The 16,920-nt window shown below is 58.5% G+C and carries 19 protein-coding genes and 1 riboswitch; of the genes, 9 read left to right on the top strand and 10 right to left on the bottom strand.

All coding sequences use genetic code 11. The annotated features are described in order from the left end of the window. Window positions 1-399 precede the first annotated feature (399 nt). The gene (locus tag SB822_RS44350; protein ID WP_007587210.1) at window positions 400-753 is read right to left on the bottom strand and encodes a winged helix-turn-helix transcriptional regulator; all 354 of its coding nucleotides are present in this window, start codon (window positions 751-753) and stop codon (window positions 400-402) included. A 93-nt stretch (window positions 754-846) separates the two neighbouring features. Between SB822_RS44350 and SB822_RS44345 the strand changes: the two genes are divergently transcribed. Next, window positions 847-1,596 (top strand): SDR family NAD(P)-dependent oxidoreductase, encoded by a 750-nt coding sequence (locus tag SB822_RS44345; protein WP_090838163.1) that lies wholly within the window; start codon window positions 847-849, stop codon window positions 1,594-1,596. A 132-nt stretch (window positions 1,597-1,728) separates the two neighbouring features. After that, on the top strand, window positions 1,729-2,184 hold the full coding sequence (locus tag SB822_RS44340; protein WP_256211621.1) for an MATE family efflux transporter: 456 nt from the start codon (window positions 1,729-1,731) through the stop codon (window positions 2,182-2,184). Here the strand turns inward: SB822_RS44340 and SB822_RS44335 are convergent. The 3 genes from SB822_RS44335 to SB822_RS44325 form a co-directional block, all read right to left on the bottom strand. Then, entirely contained in the window at window positions 2,176-3,042 is an 867-nt protein-coding gene (locus SB822_RS44335) for a hydroxypyruvate isomerase family protein (protein WP_256211622.1), read from the bottom strand. The genes SB822_RS44340 and SB822_RS44335 overlap by 9 nt on opposite strands. After that, window positions 2,975-4,219 (bottom strand): aspartate aminotransferase family protein, encoded by a 1,245-nt coding sequence (locus SB822_RS44330; RefSeq protein WP_244144637.1) that lies wholly within the window; start codon window positions 4,217-4,219, stop codon window positions 2,975-2,977. Before SB822_RS44330 ends, SB822_RS44335 begins: the two co-directional genes overlap by 68 nt. Before the next feature lie 162 nt (window positions 4,220-4,381). Then, the gene (locus SB822_RS44325; RefSeq protein ID WP_007740571.1) at window positions 4,382-4,675 is read right to left on the bottom strand and encodes a DUF1330 domain-containing protein; all 294 of its coding nucleotides are present in this window, start codon (window positions 4,673-4,675) and stop codon (window positions 4,382-4,384) included. Window positions 4,676-4,834: 159 nt separating this feature from the next. Here SB822_RS44325 and SB822_RS44320 point away from each other — a divergent pair, with 159 nt between their 5' ends. Together SB822_RS44320 and SB822_RS44315 are read left to right on the top strand one after the other, a co-directional pair. Continuing rightward, a complete protein-coding gene (locus tag SB822_RS44320) occupies window positions 4,835-5,803 on the top strand; it encodes a LysR family transcriptional regulator (RefSeq protein WP_090838171.1) in 969 nt (322 codons plus the stop codon). A gap of 283 nt (window positions 5,804-6,086) precedes the next feature. Further along, window positions 6,087-7,226, top strand: coding sequence for a branched-chain amino acid ABC transporter substrate-binding protein (locus SB822_RS44315; protein WP_090838173.1), 1,140 nt, complete (start codon window positions 6,087-6,089; stop codon window positions 7,224-7,226). A gap of 170 nt (window positions 7,227-7,396) precedes the next feature. Here the strand turns inward: SB822_RS44315 and SB822_RS44310 are convergent, their stop codons facing one another. Continuing rightward, window positions 7,397-9,217 carry an IlvD/Edd family dehydratase gene (locus SB822_RS44310; RefSeq protein WP_410857597.1) on the bottom strand — a complete coding sequence of 607 codons (1,821 nt, stop codon included), beginning with the start codon at window positions 9,215-9,217 and terminating at the stop codon, window positions 7,397-7,399. A 457-nt stretch (window positions 9,218-9,674) separates the two neighbouring features. On the opposite strand from SB822_RS44310, the gene SB822_RS44305 reads away from it, so the two are divergent. Together SB822_RS44305 and SB822_RS44300 are read left to right on the top strand one after the other, a co-directional pair. Further along, entirely contained in the window at window positions 9,675-10,568 is an 894-nt protein-coding gene (locus SB822_RS44305) for an NAD(P)-dependent oxidoreductase (protein WP_090838175.1), read from the top strand. Window positions 10,569-10,590: 22 nt separating this feature from the next. After that, entirely contained in the window at window positions 10,591-10,779 is a 189-nt protein-coding gene (locus SB822_RS44300; protein ID WP_143055802.1) for a hypothetical protein, read from the top strand. Window positions 10,780-11,638: 859 nt separating this feature from the next. Here the strand turns inward: SB822_RS44300 and SB822_RS44295 are convergent. Together SB822_RS44295 and SB822_RS44290 are read right to left on the bottom strand one after the other, a co-directional pair. After that, complete coding sequence (locus SB822_RS44295; RefSeq protein WP_007588448.1) at window positions 11,639-11,890, bottom strand: hypothetical protein; 252 nt, start codon at window positions 11,888-11,890, stop codon at window positions 11,639-11,641. 331 nt (window positions 11,891-12,221) lie between these two features. Next, window positions 12,222-12,689 carry a PRC-barrel domain-containing protein gene (locus SB822_RS44290; RefSeq protein WP_007740563.1) on the bottom strand — a complete coding sequence of 156 codons (468 nt, stop codon included), beginning with the start codon at window positions 12,687-12,689 and terminating at the stop codon, window positions 12,222-12,224. A gap of 209 nt (window positions 12,690-12,898) precedes the next feature. On the opposite strand from SB822_RS44290, the gene SB822_RS44285 reads away from it, so the two are divergent. From SB822_RS44285 to SB822_RS44275, 3 genes are all read left to right on the top strand, one after another. Then, window positions 12,899-13,885 carry a hypothetical protein gene (locus SB822_RS44285; protein ID WP_410857596.1) on the top strand — a complete coding sequence of 329 codons (987 nt, stop codon included), beginning with the start codon at window positions 12,899-12,901 and terminating at the stop codon, window positions 13,883-13,885. Then, a complete protein-coding gene (locus SB822_RS44280; protein ID WP_090838177.1) occupies window positions 13,860-14,744 on the top strand; it encodes a CHAD domain-containing protein in 885 nt (294 codons plus the stop codon). Before SB822_RS44285 ends, SB822_RS44280 begins: the two co-directional genes overlap by 26 nt. 89 nt (window positions 14,745-14,833) lie before the next feature. Next, on the top strand, window positions 14,834-15,472 hold the full coding sequence (locus SB822_RS44275) for a hypothetical protein (RefSeq protein WP_090838179.1): 639 nt from the start codon (window positions 14,834-14,836) through the stop codon (window positions 15,470-15,472). 59 nt (window positions 15,473-15,531) lie between these two features. Here SB822_RS44275 and SB822_RS44270 read toward each other — a convergent pair whose 3' ends face one another. The 3 genes from SB822_RS44270 to crcB all read right to left on the bottom strand — a co-directional run bounded on the left by SB822_RS44270 (window position 15,532) and on the right by crcB (window position 16,723). Further along, window positions 15,532-15,795 (bottom strand): hypothetical protein, encoded by a 264-nt coding sequence (locus SB822_RS44270; RefSeq protein ID WP_090838181.1) that lies wholly within the window; start codon window positions 15,793-15,795, stop codon window positions 15,532-15,534. Between the two features lie 7 nt (window positions 15,796-15,802). Beyond that, window positions 15,803-16,054, bottom strand: a complete 252-nt coding sequence (locus SB822_RS44265) for a hypothetical protein (protein ID WP_007588459.1) — start codon at window positions 16,052-16,054, stop codon at window positions 15,803-15,805. 288 nt (window positions 16,055-16,342) lie between these two features. Next, window positions 16,343-16,723: a fluoride efflux transporter CrcB gene (crcB, locus tag SB822_RS44260; RefSeq protein ID WP_007588460.1), complete on the bottom strand. Its 381-nt coding sequence runs from the start codon at window positions 16,721-16,723 to the stop codon at window positions 16,343-16,345. 74 nt (window positions 16,724-16,797) lie between these two features. Beyond that, window positions 16,798-16,858, bottom strand: a riboswitch (Fluoride riboswitch). Window positions 16,859-16,920: the final 62 nt, after the last annotated feature.

The raw sequence follows: 16,920 nt of genomic DNA, 5'->3' as shown, positions 1-16,920 counted from the left end.
CCGATGACATGGGAGTCGAATGGATGGATGGATAAATCAACCCCAGCTTGCAAAAAGGGAAAGTCCTTATAGGGGGGCGTCAGCAGCCTTCGAGGCGCCGAACCCGCAGGGCGAGGGTTGGTTTGATAACAAGACGCCACGCTCCACGAATCGCTCAACCCTGATTTATCGTCGCTCGGTGGAGTGCGTCCGTTCGGGATGATGTGGGACGCGATAGGACGAAAAAAAGCCGTCCCGACGCGGGCCGGGTCGGCCAAGAGATTTCTGGCTATTCCGAGGGCTGTGCCAGAACCTGAGAGATCCCATCATGCCGCCGAATGCCACAAATGGCATCACGTTGCTGCGGCGTTTAGTGCCAAGAAAGGTGCTCGCCCGCGCCCCCTGCGTTCTTGTCATCCCTCAGGCGGCGGTCGTCTGAGCCTCCTTTTGCAACTCGGCAATGCGCGACCGGTTTTCATCCCCCCAGGCGCAAAGCGGTTTCAATGCTTGCGCCAAGGAGTGACCAAATGGGGTCATTTCGTAATCCACCTTAGGCGGAACTGTCTGATAGTCCCGGCGAATGATGACCCCGTCATCCGCAAGCTCTCGCAACTGCTGAATCAGGACTTTCTCACTGATACCGGTCACAAGTCGCTTCAGCTCACCAAATCGACGAGGGCCATGGTTGAGATGGAACAAAACAAGGGGTTTCCACTTGCCGCCGATAACCGTCAACGCGACCTCGATTCCGCAGCTGTCCGAACGCAGTTCCATCCAAAAAACCTCACACTTACCTTTAGGTAGGTACTATCTTATCAGAATGTGCCGTCCCATAATGCAACCTCGAAACGTAACTGGAGTGTCGAGATGGGTAGGCTTAAAGGTAAAGTTGCATTGGTCACTGGCGCGAATAGCGGTATCGGTCTCGCAATCGCAAAGCGCTTCTCTGCGGAGGGGGCACGTGTTTTCATGACCGGTCGTCGTCAGGAAGCGCTGGACAAGGCAGTTGCCGAGGTCGGCGGTGACGCTCGGGGCGTCCAGGGGGACGTATCAAACCTTGCAGACCTCGACCGCCTCTACGCGACCATCAGGGAAGAAGCGGGTGTCATTGATATTCTGGTTGCAAATGCTGGCGGTGGCGAGTTCGCCGCGCTCGGCAATATCTCCGAAGAGCACTTCGACAAGACATTCGCGATTAACGTAAAAGGAACGCTCTTCACTGTGCAGAAGGCTTTGCCGCTGCTCAAGGATGGGGCATCTGTAGTTCTCACGGGCTCGACGTCAGCCGTCACCGGCATTCCGGCATTTAGCGTCTACAGTGCAAGCAAGGCGGCCATCCGCAACTTCGCCCGCAGCTGGATTCTTGACCTCGCGCCGCGCAAGATTCGTGTGAACGTACTTGTGCCTGGCTCGACATCGACACCGGGTTGGCACAACCTGGCTCCGTCAAATGACGTACACGAAGGCATGGTGAGTTCGGTGGAGGCGACGACGCCGCTCGGGCGTTTGGGTAACCCTGACGAGACCGCCAGCGCTGCGCTATTCCTGGCATCCGATGAAAGCAGTTTCGTCAACGGAAGCGAACTGTTTGTAGACGGCGGCTCGGCGCAGATTTAATTCGCAGTTGCAGCGTCTTCGGTTCTGCAGCCATGTTCGATGAGCTGCGAGCGATAGTCTTCATCTGAAACTTTAGATTTGCGTGTCTGATGTAAATGCAGAAGCCATCGGCTCGCTCTGCCGACGGTCGCTGTGCTTTTGATGACAACGGTGCTCGGCATCGCCGAAACATACTTTGTCAGTACGCTTGGTGCCGATGCCATCGCTGCGGCATCCATGGTCGTTCCCATCATGCTGACGATGACCATGGTCGCAAATGCCGGAATCGGAGGCGGGGTTTCATCGGCGATTGCTCGCGCGCGTGGCGCCGGCCGCTATGGCGAGGCAGAGAGCATTGCTTGGCACGCAGTGGTGATTGCAATTATCGCGGGTGGGCTGTTTTCGATTGTCGCCATTGCGGCCGGTCCGACAATCTACCGATATCTTGGCGGCGTTGGACAATCACTTCACCAAGCTATTCTGTACTCCAACATTCTCTTTGCCGGCGCCATTCCGTACTGGATGCTGGCGCTCCTGCAATCGGCGTTGCGCGGTTCCGGTACCGTACGCTCAAGCACCCAGCATTGGCTCCTCTGGAGATTAGCGTAGTTCCGAAAACTGTGTTAGTTCTCTCCACTGAAGTCCTTTATCGAGTTCTCCGCGCGGCTTGTACTCGCATCCAATCCAGCCTGTGTAATCACGCAATTCAGCTTCATCGAGCACATCCGCGATATCGACGTCGCCGGCTCGGGGTTCCCCCCGGTCCGGGACTGCAGCAATCTGGATGTGGCCAACCTTTGACCAGTTTCTTCTCAAGACGTCCCGAACTCTGCGGTGATGCATGCCAACATGGTATGTGTCGAACTGAATTTTGAGCCAGGGATGCGCCACCTCGTCGAGTAGCCCGGCAAGCTCATCGACCTGGTGGTAGAAGTAATCCGGATGAAGAATCCGGTTCAATGGCTCAAGGAGCAGCCTGACGTTGCACGAGGAGGCGACCTCGGCAGCCAATGACATGTTCGTTCTGAAGGATTCAAGGCATGCCTCGCGCCAATATCCAGCGGTGTTGCCGGCCATAATATGTAGAGCCTGCGCTCCGGATGCCTGGCAATATTCCAGCGCCGTGTACAGGCTTTGCGCGAATTCGTCTTCGCGACCGGGGATAGCAGCGAGGCCGAGTTCGCCCTTTGCGAGGTCGCCAGGTGGGGAATTGATACCCAGCAGCGTCAGGTCGAACTGCTCAATGGCCTTGCGAACCTCGCCCGGCGCTACCGCGTACGGAAAATGCATTTCTACCGCTCGGAAGCCTGCGCACGCGGCAGCTTCAATGCGCTTCAGAAGCGGCAGATGCGACCAAAGCGTTCCAATGTTGGCAGAATATCGTCTCATCGGGCGGTGGTCATCGGGCTTCTCGCGCAGCCACCAAAGCGCGCGTAACCGCAGCGATGGTCTGGTCCACATCGTCATCCGAAATCGCGGTCGAGCCAACGAACATGTTGCGGAGAACATGCAGTCCTTCCGTTGCCATCAGCTTTGGCATTTTGGCGGCGAGCGCCGCGACTGTGGGGGTTTGCTGTGTGTAGAGGTCGCGGTAGTCGACAGGGATGCCCTCGGTGAAGAGCAGGTTCGTCATCGACCCTCGATTCACGACATGACCTTGCGTGTTGGTGTCAGTAAGCGCACGCCGCAACCCATCGGTCAGGCGTTGCCCCTGAACGGCAAGCATTTCGAACATCTCTGGAACCATAAGAGACATTGCAGTGAAGCCTGCTGCCATGGACATCGGATTTCCCGTGAAGGTGCCCGAATGCTTGACCTTCGGCTCGCCTTCGTCGACCGAGAAGACCGACATCACGTCGCGCTTACCGCCGACCGCGCCGATGGGCAATCCACCACCAATCATCTTGCCCATCGTGGTGATGTCAGGTGTGATGCCGACCGCGCCTTGTGTACCTCGATATCCGCTGCGAAGGGACCACACTTCGTCAAAAATCAGAACCATGCCGAGCCTCTCGGTCGTCTCGCGCAGCGCCGCCAGGAATTCGCGGTCTGCATAAACGCCTGTTCCCAGTGATAGGCCGCTCGGGTCGATGATGACGGTGCCGACTTCGGAGGCGTTGCGCCTCAGGATTTCCCGCATGGTGGCGATGTCGTTCAATGGGAACAACACGAGCTCGTCGAGCAGCGACTTGGGCGTACCCGAATTATGTGCAAGGACAGCCGGGCAGTCGCGCGCGCCCCATCTATCGGCTGACGGCACATAGCTAGCCTCGAGCAGGTCGTACTGACCGTGATATCCGCCTTCCAGCTTTGCAACTTTGGACTTGCCGGAGAATGCACGCGCTGCCTTGATAGCGATGAGATTGGCTTCTGTGCCGGAATTCATGAACCGGACCTGCTCGACCGATGGAATCCGCTCGACCAGCAACTCCGCGAGGCGAACTTCCCACTCGGCGGGCATCGTGGCCGAAAGTAGGCGCGCAGCCTGTTGCGAGATTATTTCGACAACCTCGCGCTTGTTGTGCCCGTGAATCAGCGAAGCGAAGTTGTTGACCCAGTCAATGCGAGTCCAACCATCTGCATCGGTTATGTACGAGCCTTCAGCGCTTACGGCGTAGAACGGATGAGGCTTGGTTACCAACATGTTTCGGGTGTAACCCGAAGGCATCACGGCACGAGCACGCTCAAAAAGTTGAGCCGAACTGTCTCTGTCAATTGCGTTAGTCCTAACTTTCATTTTGTTCCGTTGAATTCTTTAATAGTTGCCGTCGCGGCAGTAGGGGTAAGCGTTGACCATTGTGGGCTCTCAGCTGTCAACACCTTGGACAACAAACATGCTCACATCAGCTGCGCCTTCTCGGGCCGCACGAGCCCTCGAATATTCGACTGAGCAGTGGAACTGCCTGGCTTTATCGAGGTCATCAAACTCCACGATAACCGTGCGCTCAGGAGCCAATCCTTCCATCACTTCGTTGCGCCCACCTCGCACGAGAACCCTGCCACGGTGAGCCCAGATTGCCTCGGTGGCCAAGGCTCGATAGTGGTCATAGCGGCGTGCATCGATGACCCGAATCAAAGCGATAACATAACCTTTTGGCAATTCTGTCCTCCTGTCGTTGTTCGGAACTCGAGAGGTTTCAAACGACGAAACTGGCGGAAACCCGCTCCAGTACCACTAGCGTAGGTGACTATGAACGTTGTTGACAAATCACTTTTGGCGTCGCTACATTACCTCTGAGTAATATAAAAGAGGCGAACAATGCTGACACCAATAGAGAGATTTTTCTCAAGTGGCTTGCGGCTGACGCATTTGCGGCTGCTCGTTGCACTGGCCGACCTAAAACAGGTTACGAAGGTGGCTGCCGCCTTTCATGTCACCCAGCCCGCAGTGTCGAAGCAGATAGGAGAGATTGAACAGGCATTGGGCACTGCTATTACAGAGCGGGTTGGGAAGGCGGTCTTACTGACGGACGTTGGTGCCGTCCTCGCGCGTCGCGGTCAGGAAATCCTCCGGCAGGTGGGACTGGCGCAGCGGGACGTCGCCTCACTCGTGACCGGCACCGCGGGCCATGTGAACCTCGGTTCGGTGACGGCAGTCCCACCTACGTTCATCTCGCAGTCCATGGTGAGTTTTCTCACTCGAGCGCCCGCAGCTTCGGTCCGATTTATCGAAGCGCCATTGGACAAGCTTCTCGAGATGCTGCGAACAGGGGAAGCGGACCTCGTACTAGCGCGCGCAAGGGCGAAGGACGACCCAGACCTGATGTCGGAGTCACTTTACAGTGAGCCGTTCGTCTTCGTTGCTGGGCCCTCGCATGCACTTTCTAAGGAGCGATGGGTCACCCTGAAAGACCTCAAGGACTTCACTTGGCTAGTACCTCAACAAGGAAGTCCATCCTACATCGCGCTTGCTCAGTTGATGGAAGAAGAAGGCCTGGATATTAAAGACGCGGCTGTGGAGTCCAGTTCCATCGCGTTGAATATTGAATTGATGGCACGCGCGCCGTTCGTGGCAATACTTCCCCTGTCTTACGCAACTGAGTATGTCGCAAGAGGTCGCATCTCCTTAATGAATACTCCCTCGCTGACACGACTTGGGGAGGTTGTGTTGTACCGACGAGCGGACCTGGATAGCCCAGCGCCACTTTTACTGGCTGAATGCATGCGCGAAGAAGCTGCTGAGGCTGCTTCTGACAATGCACCGCCGGATGGCATCAGCAAAAGATAAAAAGCGCATCGCTCGTCACGATGAGGTTGGCATTACCACCGCGTAATATCAGCGACCGAAAGAGTAAATTGTCATCGTCTTTTTGCCCCAATAGCCTTTGTTCGCCGCCTCTCGACTGTATCCCACGGGCGCGCTAACTGTTGCTGCAGCGATTGGCGTCGAGCCGACCTATAGAGTGTCGCGCTCCTCACAGCCGTGGCAACTCATTTTGTCGTCAATCGTAGGCGCTGCGCCAGAAAGAACGACGCATCAACTGGCTACAAGGATATTGGGAGCAGGAGACATGAACAGTCACTTCAAAACTGGACTTGCCGTAACGACGTTGTTCGGGTGCTGTATATCGTACGCAGCAGACGACCTTAGGGTCGTGAAGATTGGCAGCGCTGCACCCACCACCGGCGCAATTGCGAACCTGGGAAAGGAAAACGAGAATGGTGCTCGGTTGGCAGTGGAGGAGGTCAACCGGCAGGGGCTCGTAGTTGATGGACAGAAGGTGAAGCTGGAACTCGTCGCGATGGATGACCAGGCGGACCCTCGCCAGGGGACGCAGGTTGCACAACGGCTGGTCGATGACGGTGTGGTTGCCGTTGTCGGGCACCTGAATTCCGGTGTTTCAATCGCGGCATCGCGCATCTACCACGATGCTCAGATTTTGCAGATTTCCCCGGATTCAACCAATCCGACGTTCACGCAGCAGGGCTTCAACACGACTTACCGCCTGGTTGCCACCGATGCACAGCAATCGCCTGTGCTGGCGCACTACGCCTTGGATACCCTTAAAGTGAAGAAGGTCGCCGTTGTTGACGACAGCACTGCATATGGACAAGGGCTTGCCGACCAGTTCGTAGCTGCTGTCAAAGCCGGCGGCGCACAGGTCGTGGCGCGGGAAGCGACCAACGATAAGGCCATTGATTTCAAGGGGCTCATCACGAAAATCAAGGGCCAATCGCCTGACGTAATCTTCTATGGTGGCATGGACGCAACCGCGGGGCCATTCATCAGGCAGGCCGCGCAACTGGGACTGAAAGCCAAGGTGCTCGGCGGCGATGGAACATGCTCGGATGAAGTCGCGTCACTGGCGGGGCCTGCCGTTGACAACCTCGTTTGCAGCATCGCGGGGCTTCCTCTCTCCCGGATGAAATCTGGTCCGACTTTCCAGAAGAACTATGAAAAGCGATTCGGCACCTCTGTACAGATATACGCCCCGTACGCCTACGATGCCGTCATGGTCATAGTTGATGCAATGAAGCGCAGCGGCAGTACTGACCGCGCGGAGGTGCTGGCGGCTGCCCGCTCGACCGACTATGAAGGCCTGATCGGTGGTATCCGGTTCGACGATAAGGGCGATGTGAAAAGCCCCAAGCTCTCGCTTTACGGTTACAAGGACGGTAAGAAGACGCTACTCACGACGATGACACCTTGAGCGTCAGGCGTCCGGCTAACCATTCATCATCGACCATATCAACAGAAAGACCTCGCCGGTTCGAGGTTTTTCTCTGACACCAGGGCGAATGCTCAGTTCCCTGGCCAAGGCAGCTGTAGACGCCGGCCTTGAAGTCAATTCCAAGGCCAGCATAGCGGAACTATCCTCAATCAGTGGTTGTCCCTCGGAACACCGTGCGTTTCAGCGATACGTTGGTACTTGACGGCGAAATCGAGGCAAGCACCATCCTCCAGCTGTCCGATATATCGCCGCTGCAGTTCCTGCCAGGGAGTTTGATGGATGAGTTCTGGTGCTCTCCACTCCCGACGGCGCCTGGCGATTTCTTCTGCGGGAACAAGCATGTCGGCAGTACGGCGGCCGATGTCGAAGCGAACGCGGTCGCCTGTCTGTAGAATCGCCAGTCCGCCTCCGACCACCGACTCGGGCGATGCATTGAGAATCGAGGGGCTCGCGGACGTCCCGGATTGGCGTCCATCGCCAACGCACGGGAGCAGCGATACACCTCGTTTGATGAGTTCCGCGGGCGGAATCATGTTCACGACTTCAGCGGCGCCTGGATATCCAACGGGGCCAGTACCTCTGATGAAGAGGACGCATTGTGCATCGATTTCGAGTGACGGGTCGTCAATGCGTACGTGATAGTCTTCCGGCCCTTCAAACACAATAGCCCGGCCTTCAAAGGCGTTGGGGTCTTCGGGGTTCTGAAGGTACATACGATGAAAGTCCTCGGAGATCACGGAAGTCTTCATCACTGCGGAGTCGAAGAGGTTGCCGCCAAGTACCACGAAACCGGCCTGTTTCTTAAGTGGTGACTCATAAGGTCGGATAACGTCCGCATCAGTCGTCGAATTTTCACCGTAGCATTGTGAAAGAGTCTTGCCTGAGACGGTCATGACGTCCGGATGAAGCTTTCCAGCTTTGAGCAGTTCAAACACTACCGCTGCAACACCGCCGGCTCGATGGAACTCCTCTCCGAGGTATTTGCCTGCGGGTTGGCAGTTCACGAGAAGCGGAATTTCGTAGCCGAGTCGGTCCCATTCTCGCAGGTCGAGCTCAACACCGATGTGTCGGGCGATGGCGTTGATGTGTGGCGGGCAGTTGGTCGACGCGCCGATGGCGCTTGCCACCACGATAGCGTTTTCGAACGCTTCACGCGTCATCAAGGAAGAGGGGCGGACGTCATCGTGGACGAGTTGCACAATTTGCCGCCCTGTCTGATATGCAATCTGTCCGCGTTCGCGATACGGCGCGGGAATTGTCCCACACCCAGGCAAGGACATTCCCATGACCTCAGCAAGACTGTTCATTGACAACGCAGTACCCATCGAATTGCAGTGTCCAATTGAGGGCGCCGAGCTTGCAACGCAACTTAGAAACTCGTCGTAATCCATGCGACCGGCGGCAAGTTCGCTACGAGCGTGCCAGATGATTGTTCCCGAACCTGCCCGTTGTCCCTTGTACCAGGCATTAAGCATAGGCCCCCCAGAGAGGACGATTGCCGGAATGTCCACGGTCGCTGCACCCATTAGCATGGCAGGTGTAGTCTTGTCGCAACCGCTTGTTAGCACCACACCGTCGAAAGGGTAGCCATACAATGTCTCGACCAGTCCGAGGTACGTAAGATTCCGGTCCAGAGAGGCCGTCGGGCGTTTGACCGTCTCTTGAATAGGATGTACCGGAAACTCAATCGGAATTCCACCAGCGTCTCTGATGCCGTCTCGAACTCGTTGTGCAAGCTCGATGTGGTGACGATTGCAGGGCGACAGATCACTGCCTGTCTGCGCAATCCCGATAATCGGGCGCTCGCTCTTCATTTCGTCAAGCGTCAACCCATAGTTCATGAAGCGCTCGAGATACAGGGCAGTCATGGTCGGATTTTCGCTGTTGTTGAACCAGGCGCGTGAACGAAGGGGTGTTTTGTCTCGGCTGTTTTTCATCAGGAATCTCAAATCGGCGTGGGCTATGTTCATTGCCGCAAGCTGGTTCGACCGTCAGACAGGCACCACCACGTAACGCCTCAGGCGCGGCCGCCCAGCAAATCGACGAGGCCGGAGCAGGTTTCATCGGGCGTACCCTTAAGGCCTGGAGAGATTGCAAGTCTTGCCTATGGCGTATGGAAAATCCAATGCGATGTGACCGATGCGGCGTTCGAACCTGCGGCATCAGGAAAGGATAACGACGCAGGCTTGCGATTCGGAATGACTTTTCTCTCTCTCCGCATTACCCGAAACTCATAAATCTACCAATGCGTACCGCATGTTCGGTCCGAGCATACTCATAACCGCTGCGTAATGAACGTCTTCGAAAGATTGATTTGTGAAGATCTACGCAGTGGATTTAATCTTCTCAGTAACGAAATATGCGAGGTACTCGCCCGCTATTCGCTTCTGTAGGAGCCCTTTGCGGGAATGAATCGGGACTGTGGAAATGAAAGAAATGAATGAGCAGCGCGTAGGCTTATGTGGCTTGGGGAAGATGGGCTCGCCGATTGCGCGACGTCTTATCGGTGCGGGTAGGCGGATGGTTGTCTGGAATCGCTCAATTGAGAAAGCACGGGCATTGGAGCTGGGCTTCGCCGAGCATTGCGTTGCCTCCAGAACACCGGCTGAAGTCGCTGAAAGTGTAGACATTGTGCTGTTGTCCCTCGCCGACGGGCGAGCCGTCGAAGACGTAGTGTTCGGTCCGAATAGCCTTGCTGCAGGTGCGGGCTCAAGGCCTCTCACAGTCGTTGACCATTCCACCACTACGCCTACGCAAGCGCGCTCGCTTTCTGCGCGTTGGCGCGAATCCACGGGTGGTGCCTGGATTGACGCGCCGGTATCCGGGGGCACCACGGGAGCCGCGGCAGGCTCATTAGCCATTTTCGCCGGCGGTGACGTGTCGACTTTTAACGAAATATCGCCGGTGCTCGTGGCGTACGCTGCTAATGCCACGCTTATGGGGGAGTCCGGTGCCGGACAGGCCGCAAAGCTTGTGAATCAGACCATAGTCATGACTTCGGTCGCTGCGATTGCCGAGGCGACACTTCTTGCGCAGCACGCAGGCGTAGATGCCACCCGCATGCCCGCAGCGCTCGCAGGCGGATGGGCTGATTCGGTTCTTTTACAGACTCTTCAACCTCGCATGGTCGTCGCTCCCAGGCAGCCCACGGGTTCGATTCGAACGATGTTGAAGGACCTTGATGCCGTGGAGCAACTGGCGTGCGAAAGTGGCGTGAGACTGCCCATTGCAGGGCGCGTGCGTGACTGGCTTCGGCGTGCGGTCGAAGAGGGGCTTGGAGATAACGATATTTCGCAAGTTATAAGAGTGGCACTGACCTGAATATCACATCGAGCCGACTATCGTGCTTTTCCACGACTATCTTTCTGAGTTGCAATCGGGCCTGAAGAAACAGGAGTCTCCATCCATGAACCCGGTCTTCGGCAAGCCGATTATTCCTACGCTCGATGCGTCTTCTCTGGATGAATGGAACTTGGACACGCCTCTCTGGTTGGCCTATCGGGGCGCTTCAGCACCACCGCAAGACATCTAATGTCACATGCTGGTCGGGACTGTTGCGGTATCCACTTTAGGAATGTCCTCCGAGAGCATTGCGTGCCAGCAAACCATTCTGGCGTCTCAAGTCCACAAGCTATTGGGCTATGTGGGGCAACAGAGGTCAGCGTGCCGCCGGTTTGGGTCAACATAGCGGCCGTAAGAGGCAGAGCTAATTGGGGGGGCTATTGTTGTGCGTGCTTTGAAGTTTGCGAATCAACACGCCGCTCGCTTGGAGTCACGAAGTGACTTTCAAAAGAGGAACTTGAATTATTGGATGGCGAACTTGAAAGGTGAGCCTTCCATGACGATAGGTCAACTGATGCAAACTGCACGAACGAATACTCGTGTGCTTACGATATTTCAACGTAGAGCGATAGAACGTTGGCTATGTGAGCGTTGGGGTTGAACGCCTCCGCGAAACCTATTCGCGCTGCGTCGCAGCATGACTGCATGATGTATCCCGCGCTTAGACTCGACGCGCGCGTTGCCTGGCGGCATTGCTGCAGACTTTGTGTTTGTTAGGAAGGACGTTGCAACTGCTCGATAGGCTACTGCTGCAGACTGTGCTGCCTTGAAAATGCCTACTGGCTATCGGTTTTTCAGTGCCTTCGTGGATGTTTCGCTGCAGACCTAGTTGTTACCCCATATGTGCTTTCGTTTTGTGCTTTCCACCCGTAACCGGGTCCGCTTTATCGGGACCGACGGAGAGCCATAGCAAGTTTTCGTCGGATCGATTTCCGACGACTCACTGCGCGTTTGCGACTGGAAGGGAAGGCGGAGGGGGAAATATGCCGTGAAGCGGGGACGTGCTGGGGGCGAAACGGTCGATGCGCTCGCGTCAACCGCGCCGGTGACTACTCCACGGACATTCCCGAATCCCGGTTTTCGGACTGCGGCCGGATGGGGGCGCTCGGCTCATTTCGCCAGATATCGACCAGCGGTATCGTGGTCACCGTGACCGCGACATTTTCTGATTCGGGCAGAAGCCCGAAAAGTGCGGCAATCCCAGTCCCGCAAACGGCGATAAGGGCTAGCGCGGCGATGGCGACGATGGTCGTGGTGCGAATCGACCTCGGTTCGGCTGCATCCGGAAAATGGCTCATCATGTCCTGCTCCTGTTTGACATAGCCAACAAGTGCAATGACCGTGCCGACGGTGATGACTGCCGCGCTTCAATGAGCCCCGGCGGGGCTGCGGCCGGTTGTGCGTCTCGATCTGAGTGGACGGCGGGACGCTTCGATGTTGGATGCGGACGAACACTCCGCATGCGCTGGTGTTGGAGTGCCGCTTTCGATCCAACGTTGCGCATCCATGAAAGTACGCGGCGGCCGTCCAGCAGGACGGCCGCCGCGACTGCAGTTGAAAGAAGAATCAGCGATTCGCTCGACGGTTACATGACGGGCGAACGCTGGGCCGAAGCCAAAAGTGAAAGCCGGATCAAAGCCCCCGATCCCGCACCGCAACAGGATCCACGGACGTCGTCGTCCAGTACGGATCGCGGTTGTAATACTGGTGCATCTGCGTGCCCCAGGTTTCGTCGGCCATCGACGGCCAATGATCCTTGTCGAAGCCCGGTTCGTCCTTGATCCGCTGCGCGGTGATATCGACGCGGAACACCTTCTCGTCGGTATCGAGCGTCAGCGCGCCCCATGGGATTGCGTGCAGATTGCTGCCCATGCCGAGGAAACCGCCCTCCGAGAGCACCGCATAAGCGACGCGTCCGCTCCGCACGTCGAGCATGATGTCCGAAATCTTGCCGACGTGTTCGCCGTCCGACGAGACGACCTTGTTGCCATCGAGCGTTGCCGCAGCCATTACTTCAGGCCCCGGACCTTCGCCCACGCCACCGCCGACGATGCCTGCGCCCCCATGTACCGGGTTCATTTTCGGGTCAAGTATGGTCATCATTTCCTCCTTTGGAAGTCCACGGGATGCATAGCGCATCCGGCGTGCCTGTCCGTTCGGGCGGCGCGCGAGGGGGCGTGGCGTTCATGTGCATATGGGTCTGCGAGCGGGGCGCCGGACACGTGGCGTGGTTTTAGCTGTGCTGGGTGATCACCGTGCGTCGATTGACCCGGCGCGCGGCAATGCGAACCCCCGACGCGGGAATGAACATGGACGCCCTGAATATCAGCCAGCCCGAACTTGCACCACTTCAACAGCCAGCGCCGACGACGCGCAAGACAGTCGAATATCTGTACGCGACGATGGCGCTCGGCGGGCGTGTCGTGAGCGCCGACGCGGCCTTGCGCGATCCGTCGTTGCGCTGGTGCCTGCTCGAATACCGGATCGATGACGACGACGTGGGCCGCGAGCCGTCGCGGTACATCTCGCTGAGTGCGCCGAAGGCGATCGTCGCGGCGCGGCGCGCGCTCGCGGATGCGAAGGCCGTGCATCCAGGCGACCTCAGCACGCTCGAACCCGATGTCGACGATGCCGAACACCGTTGGACGAATGCGTGCAGGCAAAAAATTCAAGCACTACGCGTCAAGCTGACAGAGATGCGCGCGCACGCGGCGCCCGATGCGCACGAGTTCGTGCTGCCCGAGCGTCGCGTCGAAGGTGGCGCGCTGGATATCGTCGCCAGCACGCGGATACTCGCGCCGCACTATTTCATCTATCTCGCTCCCGGCGAGAGCATGGCGAGCGGTAGCGGGCATGTCGATGTTGCGAACGTTCCGCAGATGACGCCGTTGCCGCAGTTGCAGCTACGTGCGCGCAACTATATCGGCGGCTGGCTGCAGGAGGAAAACGTGGAAGTGGCGGCGGCAGACGTCGCATTGTGCGGATGGCCGTTACCCGCATTCCAGCACTGGATTCAGGGCGTCGTTGCATTGCGACGCAAGCCGCCCCGCGACGAGGGTGGGCGGTTCCCGTCGACTGCGTGCTCGCGGCAGGCCAGGGCTTCTGTCTCGTGCTGGATCTGCCGACGTTCGTCACGCGCAACCTGCCGCAGGACAGATAGACGCAGCATCAGAAGTCGCGATTTTGGCACAATCGGGAAAGCGTATGATGTCAGCTGCATCGGTCGATGCATCACAAGGCATCTTGTTGTCGCTCCCGATACGAGGCCCCATGAAACACGACGATCGCGCGCATGACGTCGCCGATTCCGGCGGCGAAGCGCAAGCGGAGTCGACGTTCGCCGCGCTCGCAGCGCCGCTCGTCGACGAAGCGCTTTCGCACAACGCATCCATTCACGCCGACGCTTCGCCGGAATCCCTGCATCAGCTGCGTGTTGCGCTGCGGCGCTTGCGCTCGTTGTGGTGGGCGTATGGTCCGCTGCTCGACAGGCAGGAAAACACGCGGCAGCGCGCGCTGTACCGCTTTCTCGCCGATGCCGCCGGTAAGACGCGCGACTGGGACATCCTGCTGGAACTGCTGGCGGGCGAGAAGAGCGAAACGAACGAGAATGGCGAAGAGGGCGCGACGTGCGCCGCGCCCGCCTGTCTGCGCGAAGCGCGCGAGCGCGCGCTGGCCGCGAGCCGCGAGACGCTCGTCAACGCGGACATACGCAACGTGCTGCATGGCGCGCTCGCAAGCACATCGAAGGAATTGAACACGGCGCCCGAAAGGCACGCATTGCAGAAGTTCGCGGCGAAGCGCGTGCGTGCCGCCGAAAAGTCGTTGCGAAAGCGGATGCGCACGGCGTCCCGCGCGAAACGCGCCGACTACGATCTGCTCCACGACGTGCGCAAGGCGGGCAAGAAGGTTCGTTATCTGATCGAGCTTTTCGGCCCCGTGCTCGATGACGTCGGTCAGGACCAATCGTTGAAGCGTCTCAAGAAACTGCAGCAGTGCTTCGGCGAACTCAACGACGTGACGGCAAGCATTGCGTTGTTGCGCGAAAACACCAGCCTGTTCGCCGACGAGACCGAGGCGCACGCGGCGCTGGTGTTTCTGAAAGAGCGTCGCAAGGCATGCCGGTGCGAGGCGGTGCGGCTGTTGCGCGAAGCGTAGCGGGCGCTGTCTTCTAAACATCACTTTATGGCGAGCAGCACTGTCCGATAAACCGTATATACTGTTTATACCGTTAACGAGGAAACACGATGAGCACGCCACGAACCAAGGAACCCACCAAGAAGGCCTTCCACTTCCCGAAGAGCGCGAAGGAACCGGCTACCGAAACGAAAAAGCCTGCAGCGAAGGCTTCGCAGACTTCGGAAGCGAAGAAAGCATCGACGGTCGAGCAGGCGCCCGTGAGCGCGCCGGAAGCAGCCAGCGCAAGCCCGAAGACCGCCAAAGCCACGAAGACCGCGAGCGCCGCGGGTACTGTGAAAGCGGCGAAGAGCGCAAAGACGGAAAAGGCAGTCAAGCCCGCCGGCAGCGCGAGCCCTGCCTCGAACGCGAAGCCTGCCGCGAACGCGAAGCCTGCGAAGGCGCCTAAGGAAGCCAAGGCCGTCAAGACCGCGAAGAACGCATCGGCACCCGCCACCGCCGCCGAGAAAAAGGCGCGCGTGAAGAAAGAGAAGGAAAAAGTCGTCCGTGACAGCTTCACGATGCCGAAATCCGACTACGCGAAGATCGCTGAACTCAAGCAGCGTTGCCTCGACGCGGGCCTTTCCGTGAAGAAGAGCGAACTGCTGCGCGCGGGTCTGAATCTGCTTGCCGTGTCGCCCGCCAAGCGGCTGATCGCGGCCGTGCAGGAACTCGAAGCGGTAAAGACGGGGCGTCCCGCGAAGTCGTAAGCTGGCGCGGCGGCCGCGCGTGCCGCCGCGTTGCCAGAGAGCCATCCGCGCTCAGCCGTTCAGCGCGGATAGCGCTCCACGAACGCCGTATGCATGCGCTTGAGCAGCGCGATATACGGAAGCCCTTGCGCCGTCATCATCGACGATGCGGCGAGGGTGTTTGTCTCATCCCACAGGCGCTCGAACTTGTCGTGCGCGACGTCGGGCGGAATGCCCGACATCAGCAGATCCAGAAAGTCCTTTTCGATTTCGTCGGCGCAGCGGGGTGGCCGCGCGGCCGCTTTGGTCTGTTCGTTATCGGACTGATCGGAGGACACGGTCATTTGCCCGCTAGTTCATCGATCTCAGGAACCGCCAGCGCTGGTCCATGCTGTGCAGCAACGCGATGTAGGTGAAGGCGGCGTCGCTGTCGTCGCATGACTGCGCGGCGTTGTTGACTTCGTTCCACAGGGTTTCGAAACGTGCGGCCGCTTCGGGCCGGCTGAGCGGCTGAGCGAGCAGCTCCGAAAACGCAAACGACAACTCCTCTGCGCTGCGCCGAAGCGGAAGCAACGAACGACGCGAAAGATATCTGTACTTCAAGAGGTCCCCGGCTGGCTTGCATGGGATGCGCGCGAAGCGGGCGCAACGCGCGCCGTCCGGCTCAAGCCCTTTTTTGGCGACGATGCGACGATGCGAGGCTCGTCGCGCGTTCGGCGGCGGTGCGCGCGTGATGGATCGTCACGATGCCCGCCACATATGACGTCGATGATACAGCTACGCGACGCGCACGCGGCAGCGTTCAGCGATGATCTTTTGATGAACGGCGGGTGTCAGTCATCATCGTGGCGATCGCGTCGCGCGGCGCGCGCGCCATTCAGCGCGTGCAGTTCAGCGCGAGACGATGGCGACCGTTGCGATGCCGAGCACGGTCATAATGACCGACGCCACCACGTGAATCGCAATCTCCCCTGCGGCCCAGTTGAGGCGGCCTTGCTGCAGATGCTGGACGATTTCGGCGGAGAACGTGGAGAACGTCGACAGGCCGCCCATCAGGCCTGTGATGATGAAGAGGCGCCATTCGGGCGCGATCTGCGGGTTGCGCCCGAAGTATGCGACGGCCACGCCGATGATGTAACCCGCGATCACATTCGACGCGAGCGTGCCGAGCGGCAGCGCCGGAAAGAGTGCGTTGAGGCGCAGACCGAGAAACCAGCGAAACAGCGAACCGAGTGCGCCACCGATACCGACGGCAAGAATGGACAGATACATGAGCAAGCCTGGAAAGCCGAACATCGACGAACCGGGCTGCGGCGAGGCGTGACGCTGCAACGTCCGCAGGTCCGGGCGAAGCAGGCATCATCAGCCACGAGGGCGGTTTAGGAGAATGCCATCTCCGGCGCGCGCAAGTCTAACATCGGCGCGCGCGTTTGTATGAAGGATCGGCGGCGCGCCCAACGGCATGTCCC

Origin of the sequence: Paraburkholderia sp. SIMBA_054, from assembly GCF_046534875.1 — a bacterium.
GTDB lineage: Bacteria > Pseudomonadota > Gammaproteobacteria > Burkholderiales > Burkholderiaceae > Paraburkholderia > Paraburkholderia hospita.
This window is presented reverse-complemented; position numbering and strand designations above follow the sequence as displayed.

Excerpts from the sequence above, each read along its gene's own strand:
- SB822_RS44310 (WP_410857597.1), bottom strand. The coding sequence starts at position 9,217 with ATGAACATAGCCCACGCCGATTTGAGATTCCTGATGAAAAACAGCCGA.
- SB822_RS44330 (WP_244144637.1), bottom strand. The coding sequence starts at position 4,219 with ATGTTGGTAACCAAGCCTCATCCGTTCTACGCCGTAAGCGCTGAAGGC.
- crcB (WP_007588460.1), bottom strand. The coding sequence starts at position 16,723 with ATGTATCTGTCCATTCTTGCCGTCGGTATCGGTGGCGCACTCGGTTCG.
- SB822_RS44280 (WP_090838177.1), top strand. The coding sequence starts at position 13,860 with ATGAAACACGACGATCGCGCGCATGACGTCGCCGATTCCGGCGGCGAA.
- SB822_RS44350 (WP_007587210.1), bottom strand. The coding sequence starts at position 753 with ATGGAACTGCGTTCGGACAGCTGCGGAATCGAGGTCGCGTTGACGGTT.
- SB822_RS44290 (WP_007740563.1), bottom strand. The coding sequence starts at position 12,689 with ATGACCATACTTGACCCGAAAATGAACCCGGTACATGGGGGCGCAGGC.
- SB822_RS44335 (WP_256211622.1), bottom strand. The coding sequence starts at position 3,042 with ATGACGATGTGGACCAGACCATCGCTGCGGTTACGCGCGCTTTGGTGG.
- SB822_RS44285 (WP_410857596.1), top strand. The coding sequence starts at position 12,899 with ATGGACGCCCTGAATATCAGCCAGCCCGAACTTGCACCACTTCAACAG.
- SB822_RS44270 (WP_090838181.1), bottom strand. The coding sequence starts at position 15,795 with ATGACCGTGTCCTCCGATCAGTCCGATAACGAACAGACCAAAGCGGCC.
- SB822_RS44345 (WP_090838163.1), top strand. The coding sequence starts at position 847 with ATGGGTAGGCTTAAAGGTAAAGTTGCATTGGTCACTGGCGCGAATAGC.
- SB822_RS44315 (WP_090838173.1), top strand. The coding sequence starts at position 6,087 with ATGAACAGTCACTTCAAAACTGGACTTGCCGTAACGACGTTGTTCGGG.
- SB822_RS44275 (WP_090838179.1), top strand. The coding sequence starts at position 14,834 with ATGAGCACGCCACGAACCAAGGAACCCACCAAGAAGGCCTTCCACTTC.
- SB822_RS44305 (WP_090838175.1), top strand. The coding sequence starts at position 9,675 with ATGAAAGAAATGAATGAGCAGCGCGTAGGCTTATGTGGCTTGGGGAAG.
- SB822_RS44295 (WP_007588448.1), bottom strand. The coding sequence starts at position 11,890 with ATGATGAGCCATTTTCCGGATGCAGCCGAACCGAGGTCGATTCGCACC.
- SB822_RS44320 (WP_090838171.1), top strand. The coding sequence starts at position 4,835 with ATGCTGACACCAATAGAGAGATTTTTCTCAAGTGGCTTGCGGCTGACG.